The 21,678-nt window shown below is 40.8% G+C and carries 15 protein-coding genes and 1 riboswitch; of the genes, 4 read left to right on the forward strand and 11 right to left on the reverse strand.

What is annotated here, in order from left to right:
* Nucleotides 1–87: 87 nt before the first annotated feature.
* Entirely contained in the window at nucleotides 88–4,944 is a 4,857-nt protein-coding gene (locus tag HUN22_RS04210; protein WP_254617525.1) for an RHS repeat-associated core domain-containing protein, read from the reverse strand.
* A 9-nt stretch (nucleotides 4,945–4,953) separates the two neighbouring features.
* A complete protein-coding gene (locus HUN22_RS04215) occupies nucleotides 4,954–8,151 on the reverse strand; it encodes a DUF2345 domain-containing protein (protein WP_174726632.1) in 3,198 nt (1,065 codons plus the stop codon).
* 145 nt (nucleotides 8,152–8,296) lie between these two features.
* Here HUN22_RS04215 and HUN22_RS04220 point away from each other — a divergent pair, with 145 nt between their 5' ends.
* From HUN22_RS04220 to HUN22_RS04230, 3 genes are all read left to right on the forward strand, one after another.
* Nucleotides 8,297–8,698: a hypothetical protein gene (locus HUN22_RS04220; RefSeq protein WP_174726633.1), complete on the forward strand. Its 402-nt coding sequence runs from the start codon at nucleotides 8,297–8,299 to the stop codon at nucleotides 8,696–8,698.
* Nucleotides 8,699–8,793: 95 nt separating this feature from the next.
* Nucleotides 8,794–9,738 carry an ABC transporter permease gene (locus HUN22_RS04225; protein ID WP_174726634.1) on the forward strand — a complete coding sequence of 315 codons (945 nt, stop codon included), beginning with the start codon at nucleotides 8,794–8,796 and terminating at the stop codon, nucleotides 9,736–9,738.
* A complete protein-coding gene (locus HUN22_RS04230) occupies nucleotides 9,738–10,619 on the forward strand; it encodes an ABC transporter ATP-binding protein (protein WP_174726635.1) in 882 nt (293 codons plus the stop codon). The genes HUN22_RS04225 and HUN22_RS04230 overlap by 1 nt, the downstream gene beginning before the upstream one ends.
* A 51-nt stretch (nucleotides 10,620–10,670) precedes the next feature.
* On the opposite strand, the gene HUN22_RS04235 is transcribed toward HUN22_RS04230, so the two are convergent.
* The 5 genes from HUN22_RS04235 to HUN22_RS04255 all read right to left on the reverse strand — a co-directional run bounded on the left by HUN22_RS04235 (nucleotide 10,671) and on the right by HUN22_RS04255 (nucleotide 14,664).
* A complete protein-coding gene (locus HUN22_RS04235; RefSeq protein ID WP_174726636.1) occupies nucleotides 10,671–11,693 on the reverse strand; it encodes an ABC transporter substrate-binding protein in 1,023 nt (340 codons plus the stop codon).
* Entirely contained in the window at nucleotides 11,690–13,501 is a 1,812-nt protein-coding gene (gene atzF / locus HUN22_RS04240) for an allophanate hydrolase (RefSeq protein WP_174726637.1), read from the reverse strand. Before atzF ends, HUN22_RS04235 begins: the two co-directional genes overlap by 4 nt.
* A gap of 12 nt (nucleotides 13,502–13,513) precedes the next feature.
* The gene (locus tag HUN22_RS04245; protein ID WP_001118705.1) at nucleotides 13,514–13,948 is read right to left on the reverse strand and encodes a CopG family ribbon-helix-helix protein; all 435 of its coding nucleotides are present in this window, start codon (nucleotides 13,946–13,948) and stop codon (nucleotides 13,514–13,516) included.
* Between the two features lie 4 nt (nucleotides 13,949–13,952).
* Nucleotides 13,953–14,078: a hypothetical protein gene (locus HUN22_RS04250; RefSeq protein WP_174726638.1), complete on the reverse strand. Its 126-nt coding sequence runs from the start codon at nucleotides 14,076–14,078 to the stop codon at nucleotides 13,953–13,955.
* 220 nt (nucleotides 14,079–14,298) lie between these two features.
* Nucleotides 14,299–14,664 (reverse strand): winged helix-turn-helix transcriptional regulator, encoded by a 366-nt coding sequence (locus HUN22_RS04255; protein WP_174726639.1) that lies wholly within the window; start codon nucleotides 14,662–14,664, stop codon nucleotides 14,299–14,301.
* 93 nt (nucleotides 14,665–14,757) lie between these two features.
* Here HUN22_RS04255 and HUN22_RS04260 point away from each other — a divergent pair, with 93 nt between their 5' ends.
* On the forward strand, nucleotides 14,758–15,294 hold the full coding sequence (locus HUN22_RS04260; protein ID WP_174726640.1) for an NAD(P)H-dependent oxidoreductase: 537 nt from the start codon (nucleotides 14,758–14,760) through the stop codon (nucleotides 15,292–15,294).
* A gap of 40 nt (nucleotides 15,295–15,334) precedes the next feature.
* On the opposite strand, the gene uca is transcribed toward HUN22_RS04260, so the two are convergent.
* The 4 genes from uca to HUN22_RS04280 all read right to left on the reverse strand — a co-directional run bounded on the left by uca (nucleotide 15,335) and on the right by HUN22_RS04280 (nucleotide 21,618).
* A complete protein-coding gene (gene uca / locus HUN22_RS04265; RefSeq protein ID WP_174726641.1) occupies nucleotides 15,335–18,940 on the reverse strand; it encodes an urea carboxylase in 3,606 nt (1,201 codons plus the stop codon).
* Between the two features lie 2 nt (nucleotides 18,941–18,942).
* Nucleotides 18,943–19,596 (reverse strand): urea amidolyase associated protein UAAP2, encoded by a 654-nt coding sequence (locus HUN22_RS04270; RefSeq protein ID WP_003651023.1) that lies wholly within the window; start codon nucleotides 19,594–19,596, stop codon nucleotides 18,943–18,945.
* A 15-nt stretch (nucleotides 19,597–19,611) separates the two neighbouring features.
* Entirely contained in the window at nucleotides 19,612–20,352 is a 741-nt protein-coding gene (locus tag HUN22_RS04275; protein ID WP_174726642.1) for an urea amidolyase associated protein UAAP1, read from the reverse strand.
* A 28-nt stretch (nucleotides 20,353–20,380) separates the two neighbouring features.
* Nucleotides 20,381–20,476, reverse strand: a riboswitch (guanidine-I (ykkC/yxkD leader).
* Between the two features lie 191 nt (nucleotides 20,477–20,667).
* Entirely contained in the window at nucleotides 20,668–21,618 is a 951-nt protein-coding gene (locus tag HUN22_RS04280; protein ID WP_174726643.1) for a 3-hydroxyacyl-CoA dehydrogenase NAD-binding domain-containing protein, read from the reverse strand.
* Nucleotides 21,619–21,678: the final 60 nt, after the last annotated feature.

Raw genomic sequence — 21,678 nt, forward strand, 5'->3', positions numbered from 1 at the left:
GAGCTATAGTCAACGTAATTTCATCTTGATCACAACTCAAATCCAATAACTTTGAATCATCACTGTTTTCAGTTATTTCTAATAAACTCATGGACATCCTCGAGCCTTTTCATATTTACTATAAAAGTCATCTACCATACCTGAATTTTCAATTTTGTCTTTCATAAATAAGTGCCCTTTCTTCCCACTCACGTCATAATTCAAATGAGGGAAAGTTGAGGTACCAACGCCTTTACCCCAATCTCCATGATTCCAATATACAGTATCTCCTTTAGCATTTTTCCAACCATTCCACTGACCTTTTTCATTATAAGTTCTCACAGCCCCTGGCCCCAACATTTTAGATCCAGCATTCATTGCATCATTTTTATTATTAAATAAGAAATCATCTTTTCTAGCATCATCAGCACTAACTTTTTTCCCGTCTGCATTAATGCAATTTACTAACTTTTTAGTATTACGACTTCTCGCATTAATTGGTAAGGTTTTGTTTCTACTTCTTAAGCCTAACGGATCAATCCAATTATTAGGATTGGGTGCATAAGAATACACATTAAACCCACCCAGCAATCCAATCGGGTCTTTACTAATAAACCGCCCTACATACGGCGAATAGTAACGGTAACGGTTATAATGAAGTCCTGTTTCCCCATCATAATACTGACCTTGAAAACGGATGTTATTGCTTACAATCTCTGAATTTTCAAAGAAATCTGACTTAGCCTGTTCTACCTTACACTCACCCCAAGCTTTATATTGAGCTTTCCAGACAATGGCGCCTGTCTGGTTACTCATTTCTTGTGGTGTGCCTAAATGGTCGCAGTGATAGAACCATACATCATCAAAACCTTGGCTTTGTTTTGCTGTATTCCAAAGCGGGTCTTTATAAATACTATATGGTTTATCTGTCCAGTCTTGAGTTTGATGTAGCTCAATTGAGTGATGATAAGCTGCTTGCAACAGAGGCACAAAACTATCTTTTTCGTAGAAATAGTGTTTAGTTATATCAGCACTAGATTCATAAGCTAAAGTATCACCATCCCAACCATAAATAATGTTCTGTTCTTGCCCAGTATGGTGGTGTTTACTTCTTTTTTGAATACGTCGACCTAAAGCATCGTAACGATAATCCGCCGTATATTGATTGTTTCGACTACGAACAAGACGTCCCAACACATCCCACTCAAGGTTTAAATCACCTTGTGATGACTTTTGTCGAATCAGTTGCCCAAAAGCATCATATTGATATTGTTGGTCAAGATATTCCTGCACGACGTTATTAACTAAGCGGTTATAACCAAGACCTTTTTCAGCGGCAGTGTGCTGTGCGGATTGCTCTTTAGTACTGTTATATCGATCTAGAATATTACTTGCTGGGTCAAAATTAAAAGTCTCTTTACCAAGCTTACTGGTCGCTTCTAATAACCGTCCAACAGGATCATATTTATAGTGAATGGTTCCACGACGAGTATCCTTAATGAGCGTTAACTCACCTGTTTTATCGTAGTGATATAAGCGTTCAATCAATTGATTGGTATGCTGGATGGCATTATTTTGAGTTTGGGCCTGGTAGCCTTTGTCATGCCCACTCAACATTAATTGCTGAGTTAAGCGCCCGACTTCATCATAACGTTGTTGTTGGCTAAGACCATTTGCATAGTGACGTAATGTCTCTCTATGTAAATCATCACGTTCAAAGCTAACAACATCTTCACCATTTAAGGCCATGCCATAGACATGCCCACTCCCGTAAGTCAGCCAATCTACTTTCTGTCCATCTGGTCGGATGGTTGTAGTTCGATTATTTAATTCATCATAGACATGTTTCCACACAGCAGTTTTCTGACTCACAACATCTTGATGATGTTCTTTAACTAAATTGCCTGCTGCATCATAAAACCATTGCAAGTTAGTTTCTGCATTTTTAGCTTGAATTAAATGACCTAGGCCATCATAAGAAAATTCTTCTGTTTGCTTTTCTTCAAGCTCTTGCCCTTGATAACCATACCCTGCTGTACGTTGTTCTAAACGTCCCATACTGTCAAAAATAAATTGCTGAATACGGTCTTTAGGTGCAGCACGATCTTTAAAATCTTGACCATAGGCAGAAGCGACTTCAATGCTACTAGTTAAACGACCATTATATTCATCGTACGTATAAACAGTTTCTTTGCCATCAAAATCAATTTCTTTTACTAATCGACCCGCAACATCATAAATAAATTCATAACTTGCGCCATTTTCATTAATTAAACGTTTTAAGCGACTCAAGCGGTCCCATTGATATTTTAAGGTTTGATTTAATGGGTCAATACGCTTAGTAATTAAACCAGCCGCATCATATTCATAACGTGTCTGCTGACCTTTAGGGTCAATATGAACTAATAATCGACCTTCTTCATCATGAATAAAATGCTCTTCAGCTCCATCAGCATGTTTAATTTTTTCGAGCTGTCCAAAAGCATTCAGCGGTAAGCCTTTTGCTAGAGGTTGTCTTGGTTCAGCAGTTAATTCCGTATAGAAATATTCAACTTTTTGCTTTAAAGCATTTTCAATAAATTTGACTCGCCCGCGCTCATCATAGTACCAGTGCGTTTCTTTACCAGAACAATCTGTATAAGTAACTAAGTTGCCTTGATCATCATATTTGAGTGTCTTCTTACCGCCTTTAGCATCTTTAATGGAAGTTACCAATCCCATTGCATTGTAGGCATAGGTTGTTTCACGCTTCAGCGGATCAATTTCTTTAATTATATTTCCTGAAGCATCGTATTCTTTAAACCAACGCCCCTGTTCAGCGTCAACAAAACCCGTCAGATTATCTTTTTCGTCATATTCATAATAGAAGGTTGAGCCATCGGCCTGAACCATACTTAAGACATTACCGCGTTCGTCGTAGGTATACGATGTTTCTGTTCCATCTGTGGCAATATGCGATGTTATATTTTTTGCTTGGTCTCTAAAGAACCATTCTTGCAAATTGTCTGGATAAATAATTCGATAGGTATAACCCGTAATACCATAATAGTATTCAGTCACATTACCATCTATATCCATGACTGAAGTTACTCGAACATTTTCATCCCAATCTAATTTAGTAGCAGAACTATAGTCATCAGCCCATTCTTCAATCGCTTTTGAGCTAGGTAAAACGCCATCCCACTTTAAGTTCATTCCTCTTTGAGTAAGATCAGTATAACGAGTCAATAAGTGAGCTTGGTATTGATATTCATAAGAAGCAGCAAACTCATTGGTTGCCTTAATTAAATCACCTTGCTCGTTATATTGATATGCGGATAGTTGTCTAATGAGGTGACCATCTTCCACCAACCAAGCAGCAACAATTTTCTGCACTTCATTAATTTGTAATGCTACATGCGCCAATGTTTGCTTTTGCTGTTTAAATAGAATATCGGATAAATAGCTATCACCATTTTCTAATTCATGATCATAACGTAGTCCGATACTAAATCCATTTTGACGTTCTATGGAGACTAAACGAAACTCATTTTTATATTTTTGATAGAAGCGAGTTTCTGAAGCTCCATATGAAATAGCTCTAATTTCAGATGAGACAACTGTATAAGTAAAAGTTTCTACTTCGTCATAGTAACTCTGCCCAACTTTCAGCTCTGGTAAGCGAACAGGGCGACCATCACCGCCAATATACTCCCAGCCCTCTTGTTCAATTGGTTCTTTTGGCTCATGAATGTTGTAACTAGAGCAACGAGCAATTTTGGTTGTAAAAGGTGTAATCCACCGCGCTCCGAAAATTGATTGATCATACTGATATAAGTTTGATACATACGTTCTTGAAAATTGTTCTATTAATAATGGGTGAATTTGTGCATCTATATGGTTTAAGAACTCAGTACCCATGGCAAAAGTAATCGATCGTTTAGTCGCACCACCTTTACAGTTTTTACATGCATTCGCATTATGAGTCGCTGCATGCTCAGTATTCGCCTTTTCTAATTTATTATTTTTCTTGTCATGTTTGACCTGTGTGGTTTGAGTTGGCTTAACTTGAGCTGGCTTCTTTTTCCTAAATTTAGAAGCACTCATTCTCAATACATCAAATAGCCACCCAATTGTTTGCGGCTGCGCTGCATTTCCCAAGCCTTTAATTTTAGTATTGGCAGTAATACCAATTTTATTAATCGTTGCACCTACATTTAATATGGGCTGCTTTAGATGTGCAGGAACTAAAGAAGTAACAACCTTAGCATTGGAGTTTGCTCCTGTTTTAATAAGAGCCTTCCCCCAGTTTTCGGTCATGTAAACTAAATTTTTTCCAGCTCGCGTTAAGTCACCACTTTTTATTCCCTTAATAACACCGGCAGCTTGCTGTTGAGCGCGGTTTGTATTTGACCCAGCATTGGTAAATACTTGGCCTTTTGTTACAACTCGAACAATTCCGCCATTAATTTGTGTTGTGGCATTTTGGACAGTTCCACCACAAGTAGCTAAAATTGAATTTAGTTTAGTTAACCCAGTTTTGCAGAATTTTTCTATATTTCCTGCAACCTGATCATTTAAATGATTAGAGATCACTACAATAACTGCTTCACCTAAAGCAGCTTTACCTACACGTTTAACTTCTTGACGGACCAAAAATAAGGCTGGACGAGCAGAGGTACGAATTGCTGTTGTCCCTGGAATAGGCGCAATCCCAATAAGGTCAATGCCCATTGTAGTCCAATCCATAATATCGGCATTTTGAAAACCTTTATCGTAGATATAGCAAATGTCGGAAACCACATCGATGGCAGCCATCACATTGCCAATAATTGGAATTGTTCCCATTACACTTGCAACCAAGTCTAACGTCACAATTTGATGTGTATGGCTCTTTAACCAATTATCTATTTTTTGTTTTGAATGGCTAACATCTTTAATAGCAACTTCTGTTAATGGCTTAACAACTTCTGTTTTTCCAGACATTTTCTTTCTCTATGAATTCTTTTTAAAAGGGCTTTGCAAATATTGAGGGAGCATGTTAGTCACCAAACTACCGCTATCAATAGAACTTAATTTGCTGAAGTCATTTATTTTCTGAATTGATCCAAGATCAATATTGTTCCCTATTTTTTGACCTGCTTCTGAAATGGGTAAAAAGCTTTTCACTTGATCAGTTACCAATCCCTGCGCCTCTGTTTTTAACATTGGCATTAAAGCCTTGGCCCCTTCAGATTTTATACTTTGTGCAGTTTGAATATTTTTCATAATATTCGCAGGATTGGTTAATTGTTTAGATAATTCACCAAGCTTGGATTGGGCTGTTTTACTCATTTGTGCAATTAATGAATTTGATTGTTCATTATCCGCATCATTCTTATTCGGCCATTCAACTGGACGTTTAAAGTCACTTGCTGCATCCCAAGGATCACGATTGTCTGACTCAAAGAAGACTTTCACTGCCCCTGTTGCTAAGCCAGAAACTCTTGCAAATCCATTATCATCCAACTTGCCACTGACTTCTTTTCCTAAGTTATCGACAACTGTATAGCTACCACCTTTAACAAACTCACCATGCGCATAATCATGGATGAGCTCTAAATTTCCTGGGCTACGTTTAGGCGGAGGCGGTAGTGAAGAACTAAAATTCGCACTTCCTCCCCCCATAAACATATGCTGCCCAGCCTTCACCTCAAACTTACCACCAGTGACAGGGAAAATTCCCGAGCCATTAATCTTGATTTGAGATCCACCCGCCGTGATAACGATTTCTTTAGAAGCACTAATTTCAATTTTGTCTTCTGTTGAAATAATCTGCACAGCTTTACGGGCAATTAAATCTGCTCCATCACCTTGTGCTTGTATCTCAACTTTGCCTTTGCCTGCATATAATCTTGCCCCTTCTTGAGCCGCAAAAAGGCTAATTTTATTTTGGGCATGGGCGATTAAATTCTTTTGTGTAGATAGGTTAATACTGTCTCCAGCAGTTTGGTTTAGCTGCCCATCTGCGCTGAGGTGAATGTCTTCGTTACTGGCGAGAGCAATACTGTTAGGTGCGGTTAATATCATCAAGGCTTGCTTAAAAGCGGCAGCTTTGTCTTGATCTTTTTCTTCAATTTGTTCTATGAAGGTTTTTAAGTTCTCAAGAACTTCCAATGGATCAGTTTGCTGATTTTTAGCAACTTCACTGAGTGCCTTGGCATTGCTAAGCCCGCCTTCGATTTGTTGTTTGGCCTCAGCTGCGTCTAAGTGTACGCCTTGAGCTTGGTCCTGTTTATGAGTGGTAATGAGTAAGCCACTGCCTGCTCTTACTGCACCCCACTGGTCTGTTCGTAGCTCGAAACCCTCACCTCGACCATCACTTTCGGCCTTGTCTTTTGGGTGGCTTAAGTTACCCAAGTTGAGCTGACTGGCTGCATGGCTACTTTGTAGCTGGGCACTGATCTGACCTGTAGTGTCGTCAAAACGTAACTGGTTAAAGCCTTTGCCATCGACTTCTTCGGAGCGGATGCCGCTGAGTTTTTTGGTGTCAGGTAATTGGCCTTTCTGATCGAACTGGGTTGGGTGACGTTCAGCTTCGTGAATACGTCCCACCACAAATGGACGGTCAATATTGCCGTCAAAAAAGTCGATGACCACGATCTCACCCACACGTGGCAAGAAGCGTGCGCCATAACCTGCACCTGCCCACGGGGTGAGTACATCGACCCAAGCCGAGTCGGTGTCATTGTCGTTACTTCCTGCACCACCATCATGGCTATGGTCATCAGTTCGGGTAAATAGGAAGCGAACTTTAATACGACCCCACTGGTCGACATGAATACTTTCACCCTCTAACCCCACCACTTTAGCGCGCTGCGGGTAAGCAGCTGGACGGTGTTCTAGGGGGTGATATTCAGGGACAGCTTTAATGTTACGTCGAACAACATTCAGCTCAGCAAAGTGGCGCTGCTCTGGGTTTTGGCTGTCGAGTTGGGCTGCCTTAAGCTTGTCTTTTGGTAATAGGCGCTCAAGTTGCTGCTGTAATTCTTTCGGTAAATTATTCTGGTTATAGTAGTGTTTGCTTAAGATTAAGAACTCTTTATCGGCACTGTCGTGTTGATCAAGTTCAGGGTGATCATTGAGTTCAAACCAGTAACCCACTTGTGCATCGCGGACGTTGCCTGAAACCGCAAACTGTTTAGAGCTCAGGTGATGGTAAGCATTAATATGTTGGTTGAACTGTTCGATCTGGCTATTGCCCGAAGCTGTAGCTTGGTCTTCACCGTTTAGGTCCTGCATCCACGCGGGGCTGACATGCCATGCATCTTCAAGGTTCAGGCTCGCATTGTCATAGTGTTCACTGTGCTTTTGTGTGCCTTGTACGCTACCACTGCCTTCTTCTTGTTGTAAGGCATCGGCTTGCCAACGTTGCACATGAACAGACGTCGGCTGTAAGCGGCGCTCTGCCTTGACTTGGGTAATGGTATCGAACTGCTCTGTGGCACTGCTACGTTGGTAACGTAGGCTACGACGTTCAAGGGCTTGATAGTGTTGGTTATCGTCAATTAAGCGTAGAACTTGCGGCTGGATAGAAGCATTCGGGTCAGTAACGAAAAGCTGCGATTCATCCACTAACCAATTAATGCCTTCGCTACGCCATAGACGGGTTAAAAAGTCATAATCGCTTTCATTTGACTGCATCACAAATGGACGCACATCGTAGTCTTTGTTTAAACCAGATGTGTCGAGCGTTAGACTTGAAGCAAACAGCGGGCTTTTCCCCTGCCATTCTTTAAACAGAATTTCGCTAATATCGCGCACGCTTTTGTTCATAAACACGCGACTATTACGGCGTTTATGCCAGAGTGCAGTTGAGTCTTTTAAGGTTAAGTTATAAATGGTGAGTGAGCCGTCGCTTTGCCCTTGGCTCGCTTCAGTAATAATGCCTGTCGTTCTAAAAAACTGGCCCATGTCAGTGACCTGATCAATGGCCACCTGACAGCCAATAAATTGTTTTAATGCAATATGTGCGTTTGTCGACAGACACAGTAACTCAGCAACGCTGCCCTGATTGAGCGTATGTTCGCCTTCAATGCGTTGTAAGAAGACTTGATTGTTTAATGATGCGTTGGAAAATTGCACATGAAGAACGCGGTTCTGTGCGACCAACCCTAAGCTATCTAAAATTTGAAATATTTTATGGGACATCATTATTATAAAAACTGAGTCATAATCATCGATATTTTATAAAAAACAGACAGAATTGTCTATTTATATAAAATAGCTTATCTTCCCCTAACTTACATACTTTTTAATTTATCTAAAAGAAAGATAAGGTTTTTAAAGGAGAAAAATCATGTCTAATCAAATGGATCAGGCCATTCAGAGTATAGTTGACTTACATGTTTTAATAGAAAATGTATTTACAGGAAAAAATGCAGAGCAAAGTCTGAGCCCGCTTTTAGATAGCTTTGATCAAAATTTTAAGATGGTAACGGTTCAAGGTCACAACATTGGTTTCGCCGAAGTGCATAGTTTATTTAGCCAAAATATCGGGAAGAAGCCTTCTTTAAAAATCGACATTCTTAAGAGTACAGCTTTATACGAATTTGAAAATTATTGCTGGGTGCAATATCAGGAACATCAGCAAACTGATGAAACCGAAACATTACGTACTTCGACGGCCTGCATTAAAGTAGAAAGTGACAAATGTTATTGGGTTTATTTACATGAAACTTTAGTTCCCTCGTCTTCTTAACTCATCGAGAGCATCTTAAAGATGGCACCTATTTTGCTTAACAATATTACGTTTTATGAAAATCGTAATACTGATCAAAATGGGGAACTCTCGATATGGGTTATGTTGCAAAGGAATTTACGCGAAAGAACAAGCTGATTCTCAGTATTTGTTCTTTCGTGATTCCAATATGTCTTTGGTGCGCAATCAGTTACTTACCTTTTGTTTGGCATCCTCAAGTACAAATCACAAGTTCGGGAAGTGTTTCTTACTTACAAGTAGGCAGTCGCATTGATAAAAATGTGTTCTATCTCGAAGCACAAAATGCAGTCAATCAAAATTCTGCACCGCCACAAGGGCTTTTGGTCAATCCGATTTATTTACCCGCTCCCCACGAAGTCGCTAAGGCTTTGGTCACCGCCTTTACCACACCACCAGAACAACCTGATTCGCCGTGGTTTCATCAAAGTTTATGGCACAGTATCAAACTGGTATTTTCTGCCTTTTTTATCTCTTCACTGATTGGGATTCCACTCGGTATTTTGTGTGGTTTTTCTAAGCGAATATCACTGTTAACAGAGCCGTTTGTTGAGTTTTTCCGTTACTTACCCGCTCCCGCCTTTGGCACACTTGCAGTAGCAATTTTAGGGATTAATGACGCACCTAAAATTGCGATTATTGTGATTGGTACGCTATTTCAACAAATTCTCATTATTACCAATACCACCCGAATGGTAGATCGGAGCTTAATTGAAGCCGGCTATACGCTTGGCACCAATAAGCTCAAAAGTTTATTTCACGTGGTGATTCCTGCTGCCTTACCTGATATTTACCGTGATTTACGTGTGCTGTTGGGTTGGGCTTGGACCTATTTAATTGTTTCTGAGTTGATTGGTACGACCTCAGGGATTACGTGGTTTATTACCCAACAGGCACGCTATCAAAACTTTGACAATGTCTATGCGGCTATTTTGATTATTGGTGTGATTGGTCTGGTCTGTGATTGGGTATTAATGAAATTAGGTGAGCGGATGTTCACATGGAAAGTAGGAGCAAAATAATGAACGATTCAACATTTAACGCGCATGAATACTTTCAAAAAATTTATGAACGTCCTGTGATTTTAGAAGCTAAACAACTGAGCCAAGTCTTTAAGCATGGTCAAAGCGAACGCACTGTTTTAAATAAGCTCGATTTAAAAATTCACAAAAGAGAATTTATTTGTGTGATTGGCCCTTCTGGCTGCGGCAAATCGACACTGAGCCGTGTTATTGCAGGTTTAGACCCATACCATAGCGGAGAAGTTTTAGTAGACGGCGAATGCATTACGGGCCCATGTCCTGAACGTGGCATGGTGTTTCAGGGTTATACCCTTTTCCCATGGAAAACCGTAAAAGAAAACGTGATGTTTGGTCCTCAAATGCGCGGCGCTAGTCAAATGACAGCCGAAGCTCAAGCACGTGAATGGATTAATATTATTGGTTTGGAAAAATATGAAAATCAGTATCCACACCAACTTTCTGGCGGCATGAAACAGCGCGTTGCGATTGCTAGAGCACTGGTTAATCAACCTAAAATTTTACTCATGGATGAACCTTTTGGTGCACTCGACCCCCACACTCGTCAAAAAATGCAAAAGCATTTAATGGATTTATGGCAAAACATTGATATCACCATTATTTTTGTGACCCATGATATGGATGAAGCCATTTTACTGGCAGACCGAATTGTGGCACTCAAAGCCAACCCAGGTGAAATTAAGGAAATTATTGAAGTTAATTTACCGCGTCCCCGCTCACTCGATTTGATGAGCACACCTGAGTTTAAACAGCTCCGTTCACGGGTAGATTATTTAGTTCACTCCGAAGAAGATGAACTTGACCCCGCTTTACAAGACTTACCAAAAATTCCACGTATGACTCAGGTCAGCACAGAAAAATAAGTCCGAAATAAAAAAGCCCAAGTTCATCTTGGGCTTTTTTATTTATGGGGTTTATTTAAGTTGTTCTATAAGTGTTGGATAAATCAGCCCATCTACATTTTGTTCGGTTTTATAAATACCATTTTCGACGTTAAATTTATTGACGTGATAGGTCGAGCCATAAATTGAGTCAAAGCCTTCAGATTTAGCAAATACTTTTTTATTGGCATTGATATCTAATAAATGCGTACCGCTGACCATCAACTCATATTGTTTTGGGTCGACCCCTGAACGGTTTGCCATAATTTTAACGGCATCAGCATGAGTTGCAGGGTCATTAATATATTTAACTGTTTTATCCCACACTTGAATGATTTTTTTCCATTCTTCTTGATGAGCTGTTAAATGACTCATGTTAACAGTCAGGGTGTCATAAATTAAACCCGGCTTGTCCTTAGAGGTATAGATAATTTTGGAACCCGCTACGGCTTTTAATGCTTGACCTGCAACGGGTTGCCAAACAGCAATCGCGGAAATATCTGGGCTATTGAACACTTGAGGTAATTGGTTAGTTGCTGAATTTACCAGCTTTACCTCATTCGCTTTAATGTTATGGTCGGTTAAAGCTGTTGCTAACAAAAGATGATCAACCAAGCCTTTTTCGACACCGATTGATTTTCCTTTTAAGTCTTGAATAGTATTAATGCCCTCTTTTGCAATAATGACATCATTGCCCGCAGAATAATCTGTTGCCATGATCATCATGCCTTGAGTACCGCCCGAAGCTGTTACCAAATTATCGCCATTGGTGACCAAAACGGCATCAAGCTGATTTGCCGAAAAAGCCGAGAGAGAAGCGGAATAATCAAACCATTTAAATTCTACATTTAGCCCCGCTTCTTTTAACCAACCTTTTTCAATAGCCACTTGCCAAGCCACCCAACCCGGCCAATCACTATAGCCAATGGTAATTGGTTTTGTATTTGTGGCTGCCTGAGCGTCTTGTTTAGCCTCGGGCACTTTAGCGGTATTGTCACACCCACCCAATACAACTGCCGATAAAATAGATACAGATAAAAACGCTTTTTTAATCATATAGAAACTTCCCCAACATTTTTACTAATAACACTTTGAGCGGTTTGATTGAGTGACTGTATATAGGCTCGCCAGCCTCCAAAATGGCTAATATCGGTTGCATCTTGAATGGCGTAAGCTTCGCAAATAAAGCCTTTGACCCATGTTCCATCTTTTAATTTCAGGTTCCCAATCCCAAGTGGTGCAGGAACTTCGGCCACAATGGTTCCAAAATTTGCTAATGGAACATCCCACACTTCAACTTCAATTGATGTACCTTTCGCGTCGCATTGCAGGCCAGGTTTTGGTGGCGTGGTATTTTTTAAAGCAAAGAGTTTATAAGTCTCTGCTGTCTGGGTTTTCTTAAGTAAAGTAGCATTACGGCTAGTGAGCTGAAAATTAAGTGGCATGCCTGTTAAGTGTGCTCCCACAACAGCTAGCTGCACGGAATGACTCGATTGGATGTCTATACTTTTTTGATAATGTTGGGTTGATTTACCCAAGCTTAGCGATGTTTCGGTTTGCCAAAGCTGTGCAAAATTCGCGAGTGCCCGATCGTGCCAAGCTGATGCAATGAAGGTTACGCCGCTTGGTAGGCCATCTTCACGGAGTACATTTGGTAAGGCCAAAGCAGAAAGATCGGCAAAATTGACAAAGTTAGTATAGGCCCCCATGTGCGCGTTTTTAGTCAACGGGTCGGCTTCAACTTCGGCAATGGTATAAATGGTTGGTGCTGTCGGAACCATCAATGCATCAAAAGGCTGTAACGCTAAATTAATTTTTCGCGCCAGAACGGCGCGGTTATATTCCGCTTGAAGTGCATCTGTTGCTTTGAATTTATCTGCCTGAGAAATAATCTGGGCAATAACCGGATGAACCTTTTCACGTGTTGTCATGCGTTCAACGGCGACTGTTCTTTCCGCTACCCATGCATCATTATACAGTGCGGCAGCAAGTTCATTAAACACCCTGAAATCGATGCTCTCAACTTCATATCCCAGTTTTTTTACACGTTCAGTTGCAACTAAAAAGGCTTTTTCAGATTCCAGATCACCATAAAATTCAAGCTGAGCTGGAATAGCTATTTTTCGTTTAGAAAACTGAGTCGGTACATTGGCTGGATGTGCTCGTGAATATTCATCCGTTTCATCGTAGCCCTGCATTAAACTAGCAATTGTCCAAGCATCATCAATATGCAGCGCAAAAATAGAAATGACATCAATAGTCCGACAAGCAGGAATTAAACCTGTGGTAGAAAACCAGCCCTTTGTCGGCTTAAGGCCTACAATATTGTTATGGCCTGCAGGGACACGGCCCGAACCCGCAGTGTCTGTACCCAGACTAAAAGGTACAATACCATTGGCAACCACCACTGACGAACCAGAGCTTGACCCACCGCTAATATATTCAGGGTTAAAACTATTTTTTACTGCGCCATATGGAGAGCGAACGCCAACTAGCCCAGTCGCAAACTGATCGAGATTGGTTTTACCGACCACAATCGCCCCAGCTTTTTTCAGCTTAGCAATTACGGCGGCATCTTGGGTCGCTAAATATTGAGTTTCTTTACAGGCAGCAGTGGTGTGAAAGCCAGCAACATCAATGTTGTCTTTAACTGCAAATGGCACACCGTATAGTGGTAAGTCAGCAATATTCTGGTCTTTTAAAACATCAATTTGTGCCTGAATCTGGTTATTCGATGCGATTTGAATCCATGCATGGTCATCATTTTTAATTTCTGCCACATAGCCAATCAAATCTTCAAGATGGATTTGTCCATTTTGATATGCTGTTTTCCAATCTTGGATGGTCCATAAATTTTTCAACACGCTACTCCTCATTTAGTCATTTTGCTGTATAGGCGGCATGACGGCATCCATCAGTTCTAAATGCCCTTTAATCACCCCTTTAAGCACAATAAATTGCTGGCTAATTTGTCTAAGCTCAGAACTCGCACCCTGCATTAACATGACTTGCAATATCTTTTGTTGGTCGAGCTGGATATGAAGTGAACTAATCACTTGTGCTAAAAACTGTTGTTGTAAATCGACCAATTGATTACGCAAGGTCATTTGACTGGCGTCATAAAGCAACGTCAAGGTGCCCACCATGACCTCATTGGCCTGTGCCTGCTCTGCAATCAGGTGTTTATTAATCATGTCGACAATGGCTTGCGAGCGGCTTTCATAGTTCTGCTCGACAATTTTTTGATCGAGTGCGTTAAGTGTTGTTTCAGGTACGGTAATACTGATTCGAGCCAACTTTTGTTTTGCCACAGTCTTATCCTTTTGTTTTAGGCGCTTGATTGTTTTGTTTGATATATACGCCTGCACGTACGCTAAGTAATTCGACTAAAAAGGCTTTTAAAGTTGGCTTTGGTTGAACCACGGGTTTTACATCGTTCATATCGCACCTCTAGTTTGGTATTACCAAATTCAGTTTTTGTATTACTAGTAAGAGATGCAGAAAATGTGCCAGTTTTTAAGCGTCGTTTTGATGGACTTGGTAGGAATTTATGAGTGATTTTTGGGCAAAAAAAAGCCCCATGCACAGGGATAGGGCTAATTGAAGTGAGCATTAAAAAATCAATCTTTTATATTAATTATAATAACTGTGAATCGAACTTTTATTCTGCAACCTCAGATAGACTAATCAAACTATGCGCCCATACATATAAAGAATCTAAAACTGGCCTAAAAGTTTTTCCAAACTCAGTCATTTCATAGACAACTTTGATCGGTGCTTTTTCACCATAAACCGTTCTAGAGATTAAGCCACTTTGCTCTAACTGCTTGAGTTGAAGACTTAATGTCATTTCAGTAATTGTAGGAATGAGTTGCTTGATTTCATTAAAACGTTTCGGCTTATCTTTTAAATAATACAAAATCACGCATTTCCATTTTCCACCGACTAAATCCATAGCCATACTGATATGACATGGATAAGTTTTTCCGTTTACCGTAACTTCACATGTATTTTCAGTATTTGCCATTTTTAAACGCTACCTATCAACTTTGATAGTTATTGTACACCAATACTATAAAAATTATAGTGGCTATTATTTTTATAGTTTAAAGGCACTCTCATGGCTTTACTTATTTTGGCTCATCCCTACTACGCTCAATCTATTGCAAATAAAACGATTGTGAATGAACTCGTTAAAACCTATCCAGACCTTGAAGTCCGAGATATTTTCCAGCTCTATCCGGACTATCAAATTGATGTAAGTGCTGAACAAGAAGCGTTGTTACGCCACGATACGATCATTCTGCAATATCCAATGTTCTGGTTTAATATGCCGGCAATTTTGAAATTATGGTTTGATGATGTTTTTACTTATCAGTTTGCTTATGGCTCTCAAGGCGACAAATTAAAAGATAAAAAAGTCATTATTAGTATGACGGTCGGCCAAACAGAAGCCAACATGGTGAGCGACCGAGAAAACTTAACTGATAGCTTTTTAAAAGCAGTTCAATATTCAATTCAATATACGCAAATGCAGTTAAGCAGCACATTTTTGCTTTATGACGTATCGCCTTTATCGGGCAATTCAGAGTCTGAAATTAAGTTAAAAGCTGTTGAACATGGTCATAAAGTATTAAAGCATTTGACCGAAGCATAAGATTTAAAGAGAGCATCAATATCGATGCTCTCTTTTTAATTTAGGCCACAGGTGCCAAGGTAAATAGCACTTGCCCCGTTTTTACAGTTTGCCCTTTTTCAATAGTAATGGTTTCAACTTTCATGCGTTCGGGTGCAATAATTGGAATTTCGATTTTCATTGCCTCAATGACTGCAAGTGTTGCACCTTCTTCAACAATATCTCCCGATGCACATTCGATTTTCCAAATTGAACCTGGCATGTGCGATTCGACTGCACAGCCTCCTTCAGGAATAGCAACGGTTTCGCCTTCATCAACAGCATCTAGGCTTTCAGAAATATATTCTTGCAAGCCTGCTTCGTGCCAACGGCGGCGCTCAGCCTCAAAGTTAGCTTGTTGCATATCTTTAAAAGCTTGAATACTGTCTTGATGAGTCTTTAAAAACTCGTTGTATTCTTTTAAGTTGAGCACGCCATCTTCAATGCGAAGTTGTAGACGACCTGCTTTAAAGTCTTCGCGCATTTGCAGAAGTTCAGTCTCAGAAACTTCATAGAACTTAACTTGGTCAAAAAAGCGTAATAACCACGGTTTGCCATCTTCGAAGTCGGCATTTTTACGGTAACGACTCCACATTTGAGTCGTACGGCCAACAAACTGATAGCCACCCGGCCCTTCCATACCGTATACACACATATACGCTCCGCCGATACCCACGGCATTTTCAGGTGTCCAAGTTCGCGCAGGGTTATATTTTGTGGTGACTAAACGTTGGCGTGGGTCGAGCGGTGTTGCAACGGGTGCACCTAAATACACATCGCCTAAACCCATTACTAAATAGTTCGCACTATAGACCACATCTTTAACTGCTTGCTTAGAAGCCAAACCATTAATACGGCGAATAAACTCGACGTTGTCTGGGCACCAAGGCGCATCTGGACGAACAATTTGCGTGTAGCGCTCGGTGGCAAGTTGAGTTTGTGAATCTTCCCAAGCCAAAGGCAAATAGACCGTCCTTGAAGGTACCTGCATATTTTGAATATCAGGTAACTCGGCTTCTGCTTGTTGAAGTTTCTGTAAAAGTTCACGTTGATCGAGTTGAATGGAATCAAAATGAATTTGTAGTGAACGAATACCCGGTGTTAGGTCGATAATGCCCTGAATGTTTTGATCTTTGACCCATTGCATGAGCGCATGAATACGGAAACGTAAATTTAAATCGAGTACTAACTCACCATATTCCACCAACAAATAGCTATTTCCTGCTGGTCGATAAGTCACGCTTGGTAAATCAGTTTCACCTTCTAAAGTGGCCAAAACTGCATCTTTTAAAGTGTCGGGTTCTGCTTGAATAACTGGATTAAAATCGATTTGAGTTGTATCGGTCGCGGTTAAGCTTTGATGATATTTTTGATCGCGTGCTTTTGCTTGCGCATAACTCACAGGTACAAATTTGACTTTATCACCTGCTTTTAATTGCCCAATTTTCCAAAGCTCGGAATGAATGACTACCGCAGGACAGACAAAGCCTCCTAAGCTCGGACCATCCGGACCCAAAATAATAGGCATATCACCCGTAAAATCAATTGCCCCAATCGCATAAGCATTGTCGTGAATATTGGATGGATGTAAGCCTGCCTCACCGCCATCTTCACGTGCCCACTCAGGTTTTGGTCCAATTAAACGAATGCCTGTACGGCTTGAGTTATAGTGAATTTCAAACTCATTGACAAAGAAGGTATCAATATCTTGTTTGGTGAAAAAATCTGGTGCGCCATGTGGACCATACATGACTGCAATTTCCCAGTTTTGGGTAAAGCTAGGAATTTGTGCTTGAGCTAAGGCGGTGGTCGATTGAGCGGAATATTCAGTAATTGGCAGCATATCACCAATTAATAAATTACGGCCTGCGTGCCCACCAAACTGCCCTAAAGTGAAAGTCGCCTGTGATCCTAAATACTCAGGAACATCGAAACCACCTTTCACACCAATATAGCTACGGCAGCCTGAGTGAATAAGCCCACATTTTAAAATCTGGCCTTTTTTCACATTGATGGTTTGCCACATCGGCACAAGTTCACCATCAAGTTTTGATGGCATATCACCGCCAGTAATCACAATTTGGCTATCGCAATGAAACTTTAAAGTTGGCCCTTGTAAGGTACATTCAAGTCCTGCCGTATTTGGTTCATTGGCTAAAAGCTGGTTTGCCACAGTTAAACTAAGTGGATCAATTGCACCTGATGGCGGCACACCAACATCCCAATAACCTAATCGACCTGTTACGTCTTGAATAGCGGTTTGAATACCAGCTTGCAACACCTCAATTTTTTGAGTTTTCCATTCAAAAGTATTTAAAAACCGAGTGGTTTGAGTACCTAAAGCAAACACATCGCAAGCAATAATGTTTTGTAAATATTCCAGATTGGTTTCAATGCCTGCCACTTGCGTGTTGGCAAGACTAGCACTCATTGCCTGTATGGCTTGGTCTCGTGTTGCAGAAGTCACAATGATTTTGGCAATCATTGGGTCATAAAAAGACGACACCGTTGAACCTGTTTCTACCCATGTTTCAACACGTGCTTTCGGGTCAAATTTCACATGAGTGAGTAAACCCGCACTCGGCTGGAACTGTTTAATCGGGTCTTCAGCATAAAGACGAACCTGAATGGAATGTCCTGTTGGCTCTAACTTTTCAGTGGATGCTGACCAGTCACCGCTTGCCAAAGTAACCATCCACTCGACTAAGTCGACACCAAAAACTTGCTCGGTCACGCCGTGCTCGACTTGCAAACGTGTGTTGACCTCTAAGAAATAAAATTCTTGGGTTTCGGTGTCCATGACAAACTCAACCGTGCCCGCTGAGCGGTAGTTCACCGACTGCATGAGTTGAATCGCAACTTTTTGAAGGTAGTCACGTTGCTGTTCATTTAGGTGGGGCGCGGGTGTTTCTTCAATCACCTTTTGATTACGGCGTTGCACCGAACAATCACGCTCACCCAACGCCAAAACTTGTCCTTGCCCATCACCAAAAATTTGCACTTCGATGTGGCGTGCATGTTGTACAAATTTTTCTAAATACAAACCTGCATCTTTAAAATTGACCTGCGCTAAATAAGACACGGTTTGATAGGCATCTTTTAACTCGGTTTCGTTCCAAACCAGACGCATGCCAATACCACCACCGCCTGCGGTACTCTTCAGCATGACTGGATAACCAATTCGGGCCGCTTCAGTTAAGGCTTCAGATTCATCTGCAAGGAGTGAACTGCCCGGAAGTAAAGGTACATTGCTTTTAATAGCGAGTTCACGGGCAGTATGTTTTAAACCAAAATCGAGCATTTGGCTTGAAGTTGGCCCAATAAAAGCGATACCTTGGCTTTCACATAAATCACAAAACTCGGCATTTTCAGACAAAAAACCATAACCGGGGTGAATGGCTTCTGCTCCCGACTGTTTAGCAACCTCAAGGATTTTTTCAATATTTAAATAACTTTGATGCGCAGGCGCAGGACCTATCAGAAAAGCTTCATCGGCCAAAGTCACGTGTAACGAATCACGGTCGGCTTCGGAGTAAACAGCCACCGAAGCGATCCCGAGTTTTTTTAGGGTGCGAATCACGCGACAGGCAATTGCACCGCGGTTAGCAATCAGAACTTTTTTAAACATGCTTACACCCCTTCCGCTTCACGGACAACCAATTGAATTTTGGTTGGGTTATAAGCATTGCATGGGTTGTTTAGCTGCGGACAATTGGAAATTAAAACAATCAAATCCATTTCTGCCCGAACTTCGACATATTTACCGGGGCCTGAAATTCCATCATCAAATTTAAGCTGACCATCTGGCGTAACAGGCACATTCATAAAAAAGTTAATGTTTGGGCCGATATGACGGACATTTAAGCCATGCTTTTTTGCAATTGGGTGTTTTGCCAAGGCATACATAAAGTTGTTACGGCAACTATGCATTGGGTAAGTTTCATGTGCATAGCGAACAGTATTACTTTCACATGAACAGGCACCGCCAATGGTGTCATGGCGACCGCAGTTATCATCATGAATAACGGCAATTGGACGACCAAAGTTACTGTAGAGCTTGGTGCCCTTTTCTAAATAAATGTGTTGGTTGATGGCCAAAGTATCCATTGCGCTATAACGCTCAGTCGGATTTTCGGCACTCATAAACAAAGTATCGACCGCTTGGTTTCCTTCAAGATCAATAATTCGAAAATACTGGCCCTTTTTAACCTCGCACATCCACGCTTCACCCGCAGGACAAACTTCATTTAAAACTGCTTTTTCAAATGATTGTAAAACTGTCATGATGCTTCTCCTGATTTAAATATTGCTAAGCGCGTAGTAGCGGGCTGTGTTTTGAAACGCACGCTGATTTTGCGAACATGCATCACGACAAATATCGCTGTCTGTTAGAGAGTTGGCTTTAAATAGACTGAGTTGAATATCGGCAGGTTGATAGCTTGGGCTAGTGTCTAAACCATGCGGCGCGGCAGATAAAAATAGTAAGCAGTCCATTTCAAAACGTAGTTCAATGATTTGGTCGGTGTTATCAGAACTGACATAAGACAAAGCGCCGTTTTCGTCTGGCACAACTTTAGAAAATAGGTTAACTGCGGCACTCAGGTCTTGGCTGGCAAGTCCGTATTTACACATTTCAATGAGTAAGCTGTCTAAGCCGTTTTGGTACATATCATTGCGGGCATCTTGAAATGTACGGGTCCCGAATTGCTTTTCAATTTGCTCAGGTCGGCTTGGACCACAAAGTGCATCGTTCCAACCATGGTCATCGTGAACAATGGAAGCCATGACCCGGCCGAGGTCTGAATAGAGCACATTAGAAGCTTTTAAATAGGCTGTATGTTGCCCTTTTAAACTGTCGGGCATGTTAAAACGTTCAAGCACATCGGCAGCATTTACACAAAACAAAGAAACATTTGCCTGAGCGCCGAGGGATGTAAATCTAAGAAGAGTTCCCTTTTGAATACGACCCGACCAGTGATGTCCTCCGGGTAAAAGTTCGGTCCAAATTGCCTGATTGTTATGATAATTTGCAGTGTTCATAGCTACTCCTGTCGGATAGTTTTAGACTTCCTCCCGGGCTTTTATCCCTCCGTGTAGTTCGCTAGGAACCGTGAACTCTCGGTCCAGTCATACTGTAAGTATCGGAACCCTAGATCACTTTTGATTGTTTATGACTATGCAAAGGACATGCCAGTTTAGTATTACGATTTTGGTTAAAAGTAATACTAAACTTGAGCTGTTTGGGTGCGGTTTAAGTCTAAAAATAAAAAACTGCACTCAAAATTGTGCATCTTGAAAATAAAAAAGCCAATCATCTCAGCAATAAAATGATTGGCCTTGTCGTAAAGATTAGTCTTAATCTAACTTGAGTTGCTGTCTGAGCTTTAAGATATCGACCAGACCTTTGTCTCTGGTTTGGTATAAATCGATATCTTTATATTGTGTTAACAGCTGGTTGGTTTGTGTTTCCAACAACTCTGTTGTCTCATCCGAATGTTGAAATGCTTGCATATCGTTCCACCATTCTGTCATTGGTGGGCCTAAATGATGAATCGCCTCTTTAAAGCCCTTTTGGTTGGCAAGCTGCATATTAATGTAGGGGCCAAAGAGCGCCCATCTTAAACCCGGCCCACTGGTAATCGCGATGTCAACATCTTCGGCAGAACACACGCCTTGTTCAACCAATGAAAAAGCTTCTCGCCATAGCGCAGCCTGCAAACGGTTTGCGACATGCCCTTTTACTTCTTTATTTAAAACAATTGGATTTTTGCCCAGTTGTTTATAGAACTCAGAAGCCTGTTTCAAAATTTGGGGATCGGTCAAATTACCGCCAACGATCTCGACCAAAGGTAAAAGATGGGGCGGATTAAAAGGATGACCTAATAAAATACGTTCAGGATGCTGCGCCTCTTTTTGAAAATCAGAGACTTTTAAGCCCGATGAACTTGAAGCAATAATAGTATGTTCAGGGCAATATGCTGTGATGTCTTGATATAGCTGTTGTTTCACATCCAGACGTTCAGGGGCATTTTCTTGAATAAAATCTACATCTGAAACTGCATCTTTTAAGTGATTAAAAATTTCCAGATGAAGAAGCATATCTTGCGGAGAATAACTGTGTTCAGCATTTTCATCTAAAGCCAATAAATCGTTTAAATTTGCAGATATTCTTTTCTTAAAAACCACTTCATCTATAGGATACGGGTCATAAACCTTAACTTTAAATCCTTTATATAAAAATAAGGCTGTCCAACTTGCACCTATTACACCTGCTCCAACAACACCAACCGTTTTAATGACTTCCATATTTTCCTCGTACAAATGTTGTTTTATCCGAAATTTCTTTACTCAAATGAATGCTAAATA

The organism is Acinetobacter lactucae (genome assembly GCF_013344765.1).
Lineage (GTDB): Bacteria > Pseudomonadota > Gammaproteobacteria > Pseudomonadales > Moraxellaceae > Acinetobacter > Acinetobacter lactucae_A.